Raw genomic sequence first — 13521 nt, 5'->3', positions numbered from 1 at the left:
GTCAGACAACTGTAAGACAATAGTCGTCAAGACCCTGGCCCGCGCCCGTCCGCGCCGCGCCAACCCTGAAAAGCCCTTTGCTTCCATTTACGTGAACCCGACCGCGACTGCCCTGCCTTTCCGAAACGCCTTGCTAGCCATGCTGGGCATCGGCCTCGTCAATATGCTGGTCGCACTCGACCAGACCGTCGTCAGCACCGCGCTGCCTTCGATCGTCGCCGAACTGCATGACTTCGAGTACTACGCATGGATTGCCAGCGCGTACTTGCTGGCGTCGGTCGTGACCGTCCCCGTGTTCGGCCGTCTCGGCGACTATTTCGGCCGCAAGCGTTTCGTGATCGCCGCGGTCATCACGTTCACGGTCGCGTCGGTGCTTTGCGGCGTCGCGAACGACATGCTGTTCCTCGTGATCGCGCGAGGCTTGCAAGGGGTCGGCGGCGGGATGATGGTGGGCACGGCATTCGCGTCGATACCCGACCTCTTTCCCGATCCGCGCGCGCGGGTCCGCTGGCAAGTGGTCATGGCGGCCGCGTACGGGATCGGCACCGCGGCGGGTCCCTCGCTGGGTGGCTGGATGAGCGAGCACTGGGGCTGGCGTTCCACCTTCCTGATCAACCTGCCGGTCGGCGCCGCGGCGCTCTATTTCATCTGGGCGCATCTGCCGAGCTTCCAGCGTCCGCACGAGGGCGAGGTCAAGATCGACTGGCTCGGCGCCGCGTTGGTTGCAGCCGTGCTGGGTAGCCTGCAGGCTTTCATCGAAGCCGTGCCGAAAAACGGTCTGACGGCCGGCAACCTGGCGCTGGCGGCCTTCGTGATTGTGGGCACCATCGCGTTGCTGGTGTGCGAGAAACGCGCCACGCATCCGATCATTCCGCTCGACCTGTTCAAAGACACGCAACTCGTCACGCTCTTCATTCTCGGCTTCCTGTCCGGCTTCGTGATGTTCTCGCTGATCTTCTTCGCGCCGCTTCTGTTGCAAGGCGGCTTCGGACTGTCGCCCCAGCAAGCCGGTCTGCTCGCCACGCCGATTGCCGCCTGCATCGCGCTCGGCAGCCTGCTGAATACGCGCATCGTCCTTCATATGAAGAAGCCCACGCGGATTCTCTCGATTGGTTTCGCGCTGCTGTTGTTCGCCTCGATCGCCCTGGCGTTCGCCAATCCGGAGACACCGCACCTGTGGATCGAATTGCCGATGGCGGCCGTCGGCATCGGCCTGGGGTTCATCCTGAACAATCTGAATGTGTTCGGCCAGGAGATTGCCGGACGCGAACGCTTCGGCATCACGACGGCCCTGCTGCAGTCCACGCGGATGGTGGGCGGCATGCTCGGCACCAGCATTGTGGCAACCGTGGTGCAGCACCATTACCGCAATGTGATCACCCGCACGATGAGCGTACTCGGCGAACCGGCCGTATCGCAATGGCAGCCGCGCTTCGTCGAACTGCGCATTCTGATCGATGAAGCATCGCGTCTGAAACTGATCGCGGATATGAAGACGTCGGGGCTCAATACGGTCGCGCTCATCGACACCGCACGCGATGCGCTGGTGCAGTCGATTCATATCGGTGTCTGGCTGACGGCGGTGGCGGCGCTTGCCGCCGCGTTGCTCGTGCAGCGCATCTCGCATGTGGTGTTTCGCCGGAGTTGAGCCCTTCTGCGTCGCTTACTGTGCGCCTAGCTTCCTGATCAGCGCGTCGAGCTGCGCCGTCTCTTCCTCGGTCAGATCGGTCAGCGGCGCACGCACCGGACCCGCGTCGCGGCCTACCAGCTTCGCGCCCGCCTTCACGATACTCACCGCGTAGCCCTGGCGGCGGTTGCGAATCGCCAGATACGGCAGGAAGAATTCGTCGATGAGCTTGCCCGTGGTGGCGTGATCATCGGCGGCAATCGCGCGATAAAACGCCATCGCCGTCTTCGGAATGAAATTGAACACCGCCGACGAATACACCGGTACGCCCAGCGCCTTATACGCCGCGGCGTAAATTTCCGCGGTCGGCAAGCCGCCGAGATAGGAGAAGCGGTCGCCCAAGCGCCGGCGAATCGTCACCATCGCCTCGATTTCACCCACGCCGTCCTTGAAGCCAATCAGGTTCGGGCAACGGTCCGCGAGACGTTCGAGCATGTCCGCATTCAATTTCGAGTTCGCGCGGTTATAGACGATCACCCCAATGTTCTTCACCGCCTTGCACACCTGCTCGACGTGCGCGGCAATGCCTTCCTGCGACGCCTCGGTCAGATAGTGCGGCATCAGCAGCACGCCGCTTGCGCCGAGACGCTCGGCTTCCTGCGCATAGTCGATCGCGACGCGCGTCGGGCCACCCGCGCCGGCGAGAATCGGCACCTTGCCCTTGCAGGTCTCGGTGGCCGTGCGAATCACGTTCGTGTAGTCGGCTTTGGTCAGCGAGAAAAATTCGCCCGTACCGCCGGCGGCAAACAGCGCGGTGGCGCCGTACGGCGCGAGCCATTCGAGGCGCTCGGCGTACGTGTCGGCGCGGAAATCGCCTTGTGCGTCGAAGTCGGTCACGGGAAAGGACAGCAGGCCTTCGGAAACAATCGCCTTGAGTTCTTGAGGTGAGGTCATAGCGTGAATAGCGTGAATGGTGGGTAAAAGCGGGCGGCCGCACGGGCCGCCATTCAGATCGTTAGAGACTTAGCGCACGAGACACGGACGCTTGTTATCGAACTTCCAGTTCGGAATCAGGTACTGCATGGCCACACCGTCATCGCGCGCACCGAGGCCGTGTTGCTGATACAACGCGTGTGCCTTCTCGATCTCATCCATATCCAGCTCGATGCCGAGACCCGCGGCCTGCGGCACCTTGACCTTGCCGCCGACGATCTGCAGCGGTTCGCGTGTCAGGCGCTGACCGTCCTGCCAGATCCAGTGCGTATCGATCGCCGTGATCTTGCCGGGCGCCGCGGCGGCGACATGGGTGAACATCGCGAGCGAAATGTCGAAGTGATTGTTCGAGTGCGAACCCCAGGTGAGACCCCATTCGTGGCACATCTGCGCGACGCGCACCGAGCCCTGCATGGTCCAGAAGTGCGGATCGGCCAGCGGAATATCCACGGATTGCAATTGAATCGCATGACCCATCTGGCGCCAGTCGGTGGCGATCATATTGGTCGCCGTCGGCAAGCCGGTGGCGCGGCGGAATTCGGCCATCACCTCGCGGCCCGAATAGCCGTTCTCCGCACCGCACGGGTCTTCCGCGTACGCCAGCACGTCGTGCTGGTCGCGGCACAGGCGAACCGCTTCGGCAAGCGACCACGCGCCGTTCGGGTCCAGCGTGACGCGGGCGTTGGGGAAACGTTCGGCGAGTGCGGTCACCGCTTCGATTTCCGCATCGCCCGGCAACACGCCGCCCTTGAGCTTGAAATCGTTGAAGCCGTAGCGCGCTTGCGCGGCCTCGGCGAGCCGCACCACCGCCTCGGGCGTCATCGCTTCTTCCGTGCGGACCCGCTCCCAGTCGTCGCGCCCTTCGGCGCCGCTGGCATAGGGCAGATCGGTTTTGTTGCGGTCGCCGACATAGAACAGGTAGCCGAGCATTTCCACTTCGTCGCGCTGCTGGCCTTCGCCGAGCAATGCCGCGACGGCCACGCCCAGATGCTGGCCGAGCAGATCGAGCAGCGCGGCTTCGAGCGCGGTCACCGCGTGAATCGTGGTGCGCAGATCGAAAGTCTGCAGGCCGCGCCCGCCGGCGTCGCGGTCGGCGAACTGGGTACGCGCTTTGTTCAGGATAGCTTGCAGATTACCGATCGATTGGCCGACAACCAGCCCACGCGCGTCGTCGATCGTCTTGCGGATGCTCTCGCCACCCGGCACTTCGCCGATGCCGGTATGGCCGGCACTGTCGCGCAGAATTACGATGTTGCGGGTGAAGAACGGCCCGTGCGCGCCGCTCAAATTCATCAGCATGCTGTCACGGCCAGCAACGGGGACGACGCGCAGTTCGGTGACGATCGGCGTCGCGTTCGATTGTGATGTATTCGTGGACATGAGAGTAGGCCCGGTTGAGTTAGTGAGCCAGCAAGTGGGAATCCGCGCGTTCGACAAACTCGCTCGAGACCCATGCCGGACAGAAAGTGGGAAAGGTGTGATTCATGGTCGACGATGTTCGCCCGTCAGTGGGCTTCGCGAGGCAACGATTCCGGCAGCGCCTCGCGAGTCACGCGACGGTTGCGCGTCAGGAAGCCGGCCGCTGCCGCGATCAGCGAAGCCACGCCCAAGCCGTATAGTCCGCCGGTAATCGAGCCCGTGTGTTGCTGCAAATAACCGAACGCGGCGGGCGCGAAGAATCCTCCGAGGTTGCCTACCGAATTGATCAGCGCTATCACTGCGGCAGCCACGCGTGCATCCAGATAGCCCTGCGGAATCGGCCAGAAGAGCGAAGCCGCCGCCTTGAAGCCAATCGCCGAGAAACAGATAGCAACGAACGACAGCACCGGATTGCCTGACGTCGAGGCGAACAGTCCACACGCCGCGATCACGAGCGACACGGCCAGCCACGCCTGCTGAAAACGCCATTTCGCCGACAGCACCGCGAAGCAGTACATCGCGAACATGGCGATGAACCAGGGGATCGCATTGAGCATGCCGACTTCGAAGTCTGAAAGTCCACCCATCTTGCGGATGATCGTCGGCAGCCAGAAGGTGGCCGCGTAAATGGTCAGCTGAATCGCAAAGTACAGGAAACAGAATAAAAGAATCTGTGGGTCCTTCAGCAGCTTCATGGCCGGCAGATGCGCGCCGCCGTGCGCCTCACGCTCCGCCTGCTCCGCGGCGATCGACGTTTCGAGGATAGTCCGCTCTTCAGCCGTCAGCCACGAGGCATCGCAGATGCGCGACTTCAGCAACACCCAGCTGACACCGCACAACACGATCGAAAAGGCGCCTTCGATCAGGAACATCCACTGCCAGCCGTGCAGACCGAAGCCGCGAATGGACAGCAGGCTGCCCGTGATCGGGCCGGACAGAACCGACGCGAACGCCGAGCCCCCCAGAAAGACCGCCACGGCCTTGCCGCGTTCTTTCTGCGGCAGCCATTGGGTGAAGTAAAACACCACGCCGGGAAAAAAACCGGCCTCGGCGACACCGAGCAGAAAGCGCAATACATAGAACGAGGTGTCGTTCCAGACAAACGCCATGGCGGCCGCGACCAGCCCCCACGTGCCCATGATGCGGGTCAGCCAGGCGCGCGCGCCGTACTTCTGCATCAACACATTCGATGGCACTTCGAACAGCGCGTAGCCGACGAAGAACAAGCCGCTCCCCAAACCGTATGCGGCCGCGCCGATACCGAGGTCCGTCTGCATGTGGGAATTGACGAAGCCGATGTTCACGCGGTCGATGTAGTTCGCGATGAACATGATCAGAAATAGCGGTAGCACGTGCCGCTTGACCTTCGAGACGGCGGATTCGAGCGGGTCGGTCGCCGTGGTGAAAGCAGATGTCAAGGTTGTCTCCAGTTTCGGCCACCCGGGCGGCCGGGTGGAATGCAACGCTGCGCATTCGAACAGGCGGGTGATGTCCCGAAACGCGTGATACGTTGTCCGATGACAGTCTACATCGATCGAGTCATGCACTCCAATGCGGTGTTTACCCTGTTGTCAATGCGCTATACGACGCGCGCGAAGCGCTAATATACTGCGCCTGACGCTGCACAACCAAACTCGCACTAAGACGTCTGATGACCAAAATGATATCGTGGAGATGACACATGAAGACCTTGGCGACGACACCCGTCAATGAGCCGCAAACGGCGACGGCCGCCACGGCCGAGGAAGACGCCCTCTATGCGCTGGTCACTCGCAGGCTCATGCCGATCCTGTTGACCGCGTTCTGCATCGCGTATCTCGACCGCATCAACGTCGGCCTCGCCAAGTTGCAGATGGCTTCCGACCTGGGCTTCAGCGACGCCGTCTACGGTTTCGGCGCGGGCATTTTCTACCTCGCCTATGCCATTTTCGAAGTCCCCAGCAATCTCATCATGCATCGGGTCGGCGCGCGCCGCTGGATCGCGCGCATTGCCGTTTCGTGGGGCCTCGTGTCGATGTGCATGCTGTTCGTGAACACGCCGGCCTCGTTCTACGCGCTGCGACTGCTGCTCGGGATGGCCGAATGCGGCCTCTTCCCAGGCATCATCCTGTATCTGACCTACTGGTACCCGGCGCATCGCCGAGGCCGGATCGTCGCGATGTTCATGGCGGCGCTGCCCATTTCCGGGCTGGTCGGCGGTCCACTGTCGGGCTGGATCATGCAGCGTTTCACCGGAGTGTCGGGCCTGCACGGCTGGCAATGGCTGTTTTTCCTCGAGGCGCTGCCGGCGGTGGTGATCGGCGTCGTCATCTGGTTCCTGTTGCCGGACCGGGTGGTCGACGCGCGCTGGCTCTCCGATGAACAGAAGAAGACGATCGCCGCCAATATCGCGCGAGAGGATGCGCAGAAGCCCACCGCCAGCACGCGCAGCGTATTCACGAACGGCCGCATCTGGCTGATGAGCCTGATGCTGTTCGCGTTCGCCACCGGCAACATGGGCATCAGCTTCTGGCTGCCGACCGTGGTGCAGCGCGCGGGCCACGGCAACGCGCTGAACGTCGGCCTCCTGACCGCCATTCCGTACGCGTTCGCGGCGGTCGCCATGGTGGCGCTGTCGATGAGTTCGGACAAGCGGCGCGAACGCCGCTGGCACCTCGCCGTGCCCGCGTTTGCCGGCGCCGCGCTGCTGGCTCTGAGCACGGTGTGGAGCAACGACCTCACGATGACGGTCGTGACGATGACCGCGGCGTCGATGTGCGTGTTCGCCGTGGCGCCGCTCCTGTGGGCTCAGCCGACCGCACTGCTGAGCGGCGGAGCGGCTGCCGCCGGCATCGCGATGATCAGTTCGCTCGGCAATCTGGCGGGACTCTTCTCGCCGTCGCTGTTCGGCCTGCTCACGGCGCGCACGCACAGCACCTCGGCCGGGATGTTTCTGCTGGCGGGTTTCATGGTGCTGGGTGGACTTCTCGCGCTGGTGACGCCCGCGCGCCTCGTCAACAAGTGATTTCACGAGCACGCTGGGCGCGCGAGATTCGATTCCGCGGACAGGCCGTGTCGCCGGATCGAATCTTGCCCTGCGCGTCGCTCATGATTTTGACTGGCGCTATGATGCCCGTGTCGAGACTTCAATTGACGTCCCTCGCGCGCGCAACGTGCGTATTTCCAGCCGATTAGTCAACCAGCCACAGAAATGAGCAGCTTAACTGAGAAGGTGGTGGCCACCCTTTCCGATGAAATCCGCCGCGGCACCCTGCGGCCGGGCGACCGCATCCCCACCGAGGTCGCGATGATGAAGCAGCTCTCGGTGAGCCGCTCCGTGGTTCGCGAAGCCATCTCACGTCTGCAGGCGGCGAAAGTGGTCGAGACGCGTCATGGCATCGGCACGTTCGTTCTCGAACCGGCCACGGAAAGGTCCATGCAACTGCCCGCCGCCGACCTGTCCAGCATGCTGGACGTGATGGCGATCATCGAATTCCGTATCGACGTCGAGGCAGCCTCAGCGGCGCTCGCCGCCGTGCGACGCACCGAGCAGAATCTCAAGCAGATTCGTGGCGCGCTGGCGCATTTCGAATCCGAACTCGAACGGGGGAGCACTGACACATTGGCGCACGACATCGAGTTTCATCTGCAGATCGCGCGCGCGAGTGGCAACCGCTACTTCTTCGATGTCCTCAGCCAGCTCGGCCGCGCGGTGAGCCCGCGTACACGGCTCGGCTCCGCGGAGATCGCGGAACTCGACCATATCGAACTCCTGCGCAACGTGCTCAGCGAGCATCTGTTGATTTATCGGGCCATCGAACGTCAGGACGCCGACGACGCGCGCGCCGCAATGCGGATGCATTTGAGTAACAGCCGCGAGAGACTGCGACGCGCGCACGAATCGAGCAAAGCGGGCGGCTGACAGGTGGCGGTGTGCCGCACGGGTCGGTTACGAACCACTTCGCGTCGAACGAGGCGTTCGGGATGGAAGTCATCGAACTCTATTTCGAGCAGGCTCGCTGTGAGCTTCGCAATACGCTCTGCAACGACGAACTCAAACCACTGTTCCGTCTCGGCAAATACTTCGATGTTCATATCCGGCTCATCAGCCAGAACGATTCGCGTAACGGCTGCCTGATCGGCAACTTCGCGGCGGATTCGAGCGACAGCGAACCGATCCGCGCGCGCATCAATGCGATCTTTGCCTAAATCGAAAAGTGCGCTCTCTATTGCCTCACGGCGGCGGTGGTTGCGCGCGAGTTGCGCGCCGATACGAATTGCGAGCAGCTCGTTGCGTTCAGCGTGTCGTCGATGCAGGGCGCGTTTCTGCTCGCGAAGGCGCAGCGCGATCCCGCGCCGGTCGTCAATTTGAAGGAAGTGCTGTTCGGACGGGTTTTGCTACGCGCATAGCAAGGAGCGCCTCATGGCGCCGCACGACCACGCAGCAGATTGTGGCGCACGGTTTTGCGCCTTTCCTTGATCTGACTCTTTGGCCTTTCATTGATCTGATTCTTTGGCCTTTTCTTGAATTGATATTGGTCTATTAGCGTTGCCCCTGTGCGGGGCGGCACTTACTTTCTTTGCCGCCGCAAAGAAAGATAAGCAAAGAAAGCGGCTTACACCGCCAGCTCATAAGCGGGTCCCCCGCGCAGTCGCGGTAGTGGTGCATCTGGAATCCGTGCCTTCGCACATTCGGCGTTAGTGACCAGGCCGTCATCAGCTCCCACTCCGCACTGCGTGCGTCGCGGACGGGTCTGCCTGGGCAACCAGGGAGCTTCGTTTGAACGTGATTGGGGGCCGTCGGCTTCGCCTCGGCGATGTGCCCACGCGACAGTGGCAGGCGAGAAGATCAATAGAGGTGAAGAAGCGAAGAAGCTAAGAAACGAAGAAGGCGATATACGCCAACACACTGTGCTGAATGAAGCGTGACCGCGAAAACGTGGTGCTCCGTTTTATGAAATACGCGTCGGCGCGCGCAGCGCCGCCGGAAACATGCTGATCAGAAGAAGCCAATGGCTCACAGGAATCCCAAGCGAAGCCGCCCGTCTTCCCGATGTCCCCTTCCGGCGAGCACGCGGTGCGAGGCGGGAAGTATGACTGCCTGGTCACCAAGGCTGAATGTGCGAGGGCACAAATTCCAGATGCACCACTACCGCGACTGTGCGAGGGCCCCGCTTATGCGCTAGCGGGGTGAGCCGCTTTCTCTTGCTTACTTCTCTTTGCGGCGGCAAAGAGAAGTAAGTGCCCGCCCCGCACAGGGGCGACGCTAATAGACCAATAACAAATCAAGGAAAGGCCAACACCGTAGGTAAACAGACAACAAGCGCCGCGCAGGCAAACAAACCAGCGAAAGCCCAACGCCGTAGGCAAACAAATAAAAACCATCGCCCACGCAAAAAAGTCCAAAAACCGTAGCCAACTTGATTTCCCACCAACGCCGCTGGCAACCTACCAAGATCCTCGCACTGCGAACCCACCCAGAAGGGACCCCCTCATGGAATTCCGCGACGACACCCTCACCCATTTCGAAGCCCATGGCGCAGCCCCACTACCAATCTCAACCGAGAACAGCCACATCGAGCACGAAGGCGCGCAAATCTGGTACGCGTCATACGGCACCGGCGCGCCGGTGATCCTCCTGCATGGCGGTCTGGGCCACAGCGGCAACTGGGGCTATCAAATCCCGGCGCTGGTCGGCTCCGGACATCGCGTGGTGGTAATCGACAGCCGCGGCCACGGCCGCAGCACCCGCGATGCACGCCCCTATAGGTACGAGTTGATGGCCTCCGATGTCCTAACCGTCATGGACACGCTGAAGCTCCCTCGCGCCGCGATGGTCGGCTGGAGCGACGGCGCCTGCGTCGCGCTGGTACTCGCCAGCCAGGCCCCCGAGCGCGTGGCCGGCGTGTTCTTCTTCGGCTGCAACATGGACCCAAGCGGCACCAAGGAATTCGTGCCAACGCCAATCATCGAGCGCTGCTTCAGCCGGCATACCCAAGACTACGCACACCTATCGGCGACGCCCGGCGAGTTCGATGCCTTCGTCGGCGCGGTCAGCAAAATGATGAAAACGCAGCCTGACTACTCGGCGCACGATCTCAGCCAGATTCGCGTGCCGGTTGCGATCGTGCAAAGCGAGCACGATGAGTTCATCAAGCCGGAACACGCCGACTATCTGGCCCGCAGTATTCCCGGCGCGGAGCTGATTCTTCTGCGTGGCGTGAGCCACTTCGCGCCGCTACAAAGGCCGGAGCAATTCAACCGCGTGATGCTCGATTTTCTGGACCGGGTTCTGTCCTGAACACGACGGCGCGCGGAGGCCCGCTTCGCCAAGCGGGCATCACGCCCCATTATTGGCAAAACCGTCAAAATTTCACGATGTGACATGAACCATTGCTTCGTAAAAAATCGTGGTGCGTGGCACAAATTCGTCATTCCGCAATGGTGCCCCACGTTGCACATCGCAAAATTAAACGTCTAACATATTATTTTTAAACGATATTTTTTGATCGAACGAACCATCTAACAAGCCCTTGCACCATGACCTGCTGACGTAGACTCTTTTACAAGAGCCGACGCTTCATGTGGTGCAGCGAAATAGACGGGACAAAAACGCAGTTGCAGTATGTCCCCCCGCGCCATGCATGAAGCCGCTGCGGCACAGCGGTTTTTAAATGGTAATTGGGAGACTAAAAATGAAAGGCTTTCGCTTTGGTTCGACCCAGGGAGCGTTCTACATCATGCCGGGCCAGGATGGTTGGGAGGCAACCTACGGCAACGAAACGCTGGGAGAGTTTTCCAGCCCGCAACAAGCCGCCGATGAAGTTGCGCGCGGCCTGACCTGCCCGCACCTCTCCGAAGTCGACACGTCGACGCTCGAAATTCCAGAAAAACTCAGCGATTGGGAAATCGTTCACGTGTGATGGCGGCATGACCGCCACTTACGTGCGCGTAGAAACGACGATGGCGCTCCATAAGAGCGCCATCGTCTTGCTTACTGCTTATTTTAGTGCTTGCTTTGGTACCTTGAGCAGCAGCCTCACGGCCTCATTCAGCACCTCATCCGGCAAATCATGCGACCGCGTCCACGATCTTGTTCAGCGTGGCGCTCGGGCGCATGGCCTTGCTCGTCAGTTCGACGTTCGGACGGTAGTAACCGCCGATATCCACCTGCTTGCCTTGCGCTGCCGCCAACTCTTCGATGATCTTCGCTTCGTTGTCGGCCATTGCCTTCGCCACGCCGGCGAACTGCGCCTGCAACGCGGCGTCTTCGGTTTGCGCGGCCAGTGCTTCGGCCCAGTACATGGCCAGGTAGAAGTGGCTGCCGCGATTGTCGATACCGCCAATCTTGCGCGCCGGCGACTTGTCGTTGTCGAGGAACTTGCCGGTTGCCTGATCCAGCGTCTTGGCCAGGACCTGTGCCTTCGGGTTGTGATACGCGCCGCTCAGGTGTTCGAGGGAAGCCGCCAACGCCAGGAATTCACCGAGCGAATCCCAACGCAGGAAACCTTCTTCGACCAGTTGCTGAACGTGCTTCGGTGCCGAACCGCCGGCGCCGGTTTCGAACATGCCGCCACCGGCCATCAGCGGAACGACCGACAGCATCTTCGCGCTGGTGCCCAGTTCCATGATCGGGAACAGGTCGGTCAGGTAGTCGCGCAGCACGTTGCCGGTGACCGAGATCGTGTCCTTGCCGGCGCGGATGCGCTCGATCGAGAACTTCGTCGCTTCGACCGGCGTCATGACGCGAATGTCCAAACCGCTGGTGTCGTGGTCCTTCAGGTAGTGCTCGACCTTCTTGATGATCTGGGCGTCGTGCGCGCGAGCCGCGTCCAGCCAGAAAATGGCCGGCGTGCCGGTGGCGCGAGCGCGGTTGACCGCGAGCTTGACCCAATCCTGAACCGGCGCGTCCTTGGTCTGGCACATGCGCCAGATGTCGCCCGCCTCAACTGCCTGCTCGATCAGCACCGTACCGGCTGCGTCGGTCACGCGGACCACGCCGTTCGCCGAAATCTGGAACGTCTTGTCGTGTGAACCGTATTCCTCAGCGGCTTGCGCCATCAGGCCGACATTCGGCACCGTACCCATCGTGACCGGGTCGAATGCGCCATTCTTCTTGCAGTCTTCGATCACAGCCTGGTAGACGTCGGCGTAGCAACGGTCCGGAATCACCGCCTTGGCGTCGTGCAGCGCGCCGTCCGCGCCCCACATCTTGCCCGACTCGCGAATCATGGCCGGCATGGAGGCGTCGACGATCACGTCGCTCGGCACGTGCAGGCTGGTGATGCCCTTGTCCGAGTTGACCATGGCCAGTTGCGGGCGCTGCGCGTATTGCGCCTTGATGTCGGCTTCGATCGCTTCGCGCGTTGCTTCCGGCAGGTCCTTCAGGCGCGCGTACAGGTCGCCGATACCGTTGTTCGGGTTGAAGCCCGCTTGCGCCAGCGCGTCAGCGTGCTTGGTCAGGACGTCTTTGTAGAACACCGACACCACGTGACCGAAGATGATCGGATCCGACACCTTCATCATGGTTGCTTTCAGGTGCACCGAGAACAGCACGCCCTTCGCCTTCGCATCGGCGATTTCCGCTTCGATGAAGCTGCGCAGCGCGTTCTTGTTCAGCACCGAAGCGTCGATGATTTCGCCCGCTTGCACAGCCGTCTTTTCTTTCAGGACCGTCTTCGTGCCGTCAGCGGCCGTCAGTTCGATCTTGACCGCGCCGGCGGCTGCGATCAGCGCCGATTTTTCGCTGCCATAGAAATCGCCGCCGCTCATGTGCGACACGTGCGACTTCGAGTCCGCGCTCCATGCGCCCATCTTGTGCGGGTGCTTGCGTGCGTAGTTCTTGACCGACAGCGGCGCGCGACGATCCGAATTGCCTTCGCGCAGCACCGGGTTCACCGCGCTGCCCTTGATCTTGTCGTAGCGAGCCTTGACGTCTTTTTCAGTGTCGGTGTTGGCTACGTCCGGATAGGACGGCAGCTTGTAGCCCTGATCGCGCAGTTCGGTGATCGCGGCCTTCAGTTGCGGCACCGAAGCGCTGATGTTCGGCAGCTTGATGATGTTCGCTTCCGGACGCGTGGTGAGTCCACCCAGTTCCGCCAGATCGTCGGAACCCTTCTGTTCCGCGGTCAGGTAGTCCGGAAATGCAGCAATGATCCGGCCAGCAAGCGAGATATCGCGCGTTTCAACGATCACGTCGGACGAGCGCGTGAACGCCTTGACGATCGGCAGCAGCGAGTAAGTCGCCAGAGCCGGCGCTTCGTCAGTCAGGGTGTAGATGATCTTCGGCGGTGTGGACATGTTTGGTGCTTTGCTAGGTGAGGTGGTAGACAGAGCGTTCGTGGCGCTGAGCCCGCGAGTTGCGACGACAGTTGCAACAAAGCAACAAAACGCAGCGCGACCCGCGGCACTACTTTTTACGGCCCGACCGTGAGTATATGCGCGTTTTCCTCTACTCGCTGCTAAACAAACATACCGCCACGCTGCCCTCAACAGTGCCAAGC

Annotated in this window: 11 protein-coding genes; 7 read left to right on the top strand and 4 right to left on the bottom strand. The window is 61.6% G+C overall.

Annotation, left to right across the window (positions count from 1 at the left end; all coding sequences use genetic code 11):
* The first annotated feature begins 139 nt into the window (after positions 1–139).
* A complete protein-coding gene (locus P0D84_RS24185) occupies positions 140–1648 on the top strand; it encodes an MFS transporter (protein ID WP_408345945.1) in 1509 nt (502 codons plus the stop codon).
* Between the two features lie 15 nt (positions 1649–1663).
* On the opposite strand, the gene kdgD is transcribed toward P0D84_RS24185, so the two are convergent.
* The 3 genes from kdgD to P0D84_RS24170 form a co-directional block, all read right to left on the bottom strand.
* The gene (kdgD, locus tag P0D84_RS24180; RefSeq protein ID WP_408341102.1) at positions 1664–2581 is read right to left on the bottom strand and encodes a 5-dehydro-4-deoxyglucarate dehydratase; all 918 of its coding nucleotides are present in this window, start codon (positions 2579–2581) and stop codon (positions 1664–1666) included.
* Positions 2582–2650: 69 nt separating this feature from the next.
* A complete protein-coding gene (gudD, locus tag P0D84_RS24175; protein ID WP_408341100.1) occupies positions 2651–4000 on the bottom strand; it encodes a glucarate dehydratase in 1350 nt (449 codons plus the stop codon).
* 125 nt (positions 4001–4125) lie between these two features.
* Positions 4126–5457: an MFS transporter gene (locus P0D84_RS24170; RefSeq protein ID WP_408341098.1), complete on the bottom strand. Its 1332-nt coding sequence runs from the start codon at positions 5455–5457 to the stop codon at positions 4126–4128.
* A 263-nt stretch (positions 5458–5720) separates the two neighbouring features.
* On the opposite strand from P0D84_RS24170, the gene P0D84_RS24165 reads away from it, so the two are divergent.
* The 6 genes from P0D84_RS24165 to P0D84_RS24140 all read left to right on the top strand — a co-directional run bounded on the left by P0D84_RS24165 (position 5721) and on the right by P0D84_RS24140 (position 10941).
* Positions 5721–7043: an MFS transporter gene (locus P0D84_RS24165; protein WP_408341096.1), complete on the top strand. Its 1323-nt coding sequence runs from the start codon at positions 5721–5723 to the stop codon at positions 7041–7043.
* Between the two features lie 186 nt (positions 7044–7229).
* Positions 7230–7940, top strand: a complete 711-nt coding sequence (locus P0D84_RS24160) for a FadR/GntR family transcriptional regulator (RefSeq protein ID WP_408341094.1) — start codon at positions 7230–7232, stop codon at positions 7938–7940.
* A gap of 62 nt (positions 7941–8002) precedes the next feature.
* A complete protein-coding gene (locus P0D84_RS24155) occupies positions 8003–8227 on the top strand; it encodes a hypothetical protein (protein ID WP_408341092.1) in 225 nt (74 codons plus the stop codon).
* A complete protein-coding gene (locus tag P0D84_RS24150; RefSeq protein WP_408345942.1) occupies positions 8228–8428 on the top strand; it encodes a TetR family transcriptional regulator C-terminal domain-containing protein in 201 nt (66 codons plus the stop codon).
* Positions 8429–9512: 1084 nt separating this feature from the next.
* Entirely contained in the window at positions 9513–10319 is an 807-nt protein-coding gene (locus P0D84_RS24145; RefSeq protein ID WP_408341090.1) for an alpha/beta fold hydrolase, read from the top strand.
* Between the two features lie 394 nt (positions 10320–10713).
* The gene (locus tag P0D84_RS24140; RefSeq protein WP_179740520.1) at positions 10714–10941 is read left to right on the top strand and encodes a hypothetical protein; all 228 of its coding nucleotides are present in this window, start codon (positions 10714–10716) and stop codon (positions 10939–10941) included.
* Positions 10942–11089: 148 nt separating this feature from the next.
* On the opposite strand, the gene P0D84_RS24135 is transcribed toward P0D84_RS24140, so the two are convergent.
* On the bottom strand, positions 11090–13318 hold the full coding sequence (locus P0D84_RS24135; protein WP_408341088.1) for an NADP-dependent isocitrate dehydrogenase: 2229 nt from the start codon (positions 13316–13318) through the stop codon (positions 11090–11092).
* Between the last annotated feature and the right edge of the window lie 203 nt (positions 13319–13521).

Origin of the sequence: Paraburkholderia sp. RL17-337-BIB-A (assembly GCF_046025895.1) — a bacterium.
Classification (GTDB): Bacteria; Pseudomonadota; Gammaproteobacteria; order Burkholderiales; family Burkholderiaceae; genus Paraburkholderia; species Paraburkholderia fungorum_C.
Note: the sequence above shows the minus strand (reverse complement) of the source record. Positions and strands in the feature narration are given on the sequence as shown.

Excerpts from the sequence above, each read along its gene's own strand:
- P0D84_RS24185 (WP_408345945.1), top strand. The coding sequence starts at position 140 with ATGCTGGGCATCGGCCTCGTCAATATGCTGGTCGCACTCGACCAGACC.
- kdgD (WP_408341102.1), bottom strand. The coding sequence starts at position 2,581 with ATGACCTCACCTCAAGAACTCAAGGCGATTGTTTCCGAAGGCCTGCTG.
- gudD (WP_408341100.1), bottom strand. The coding sequence starts at position 4,000 with ATGTCCACGAATACATCACAATCGAACGCGACGCCGATCGTCACCGAA.
- P0D84_RS24165 (WP_408341096.1), top strand. The coding sequence starts at position 5,721 with ATGAAGACCTTGGCGACGACACCCGTCAATGAGCCGCAAACGGCGACG.
- P0D84_RS24160 (WP_408341094.1), top strand. The coding sequence starts at position 7,230 with ATGAGCAGCTTAACTGAGAAGGTGGTGGCCACCCTTTCCGATGAAATC.
- P0D84_RS24155 (WP_408341092.1), top strand. The coding sequence starts at position 8,003 with ATGGAAGTCATCGAACTCTATTTCGAGCAGGCTCGCTGTGAGCTTCGC.
- P0D84_RS24145 (WP_408341090.1), top strand. The coding sequence starts at position 9,513 with ATGGAATTCCGCGACGACACCCTCACCCATTTCGAAGCCCATGGCGCA.
- P0D84_RS24140 (WP_179740520.1), top strand. The coding sequence starts at position 10,714 with ATGAAAGGCTTTCGCTTTGGTTCGACCCAGGGAGCGTTCTACATCATG.
- P0D84_RS24135 (WP_408341088.1), bottom strand. The coding sequence starts at position 13,318 with ATGTCCACACCGCCGAAGATCATCTACACCCTGACTGACGAAGCGCCG.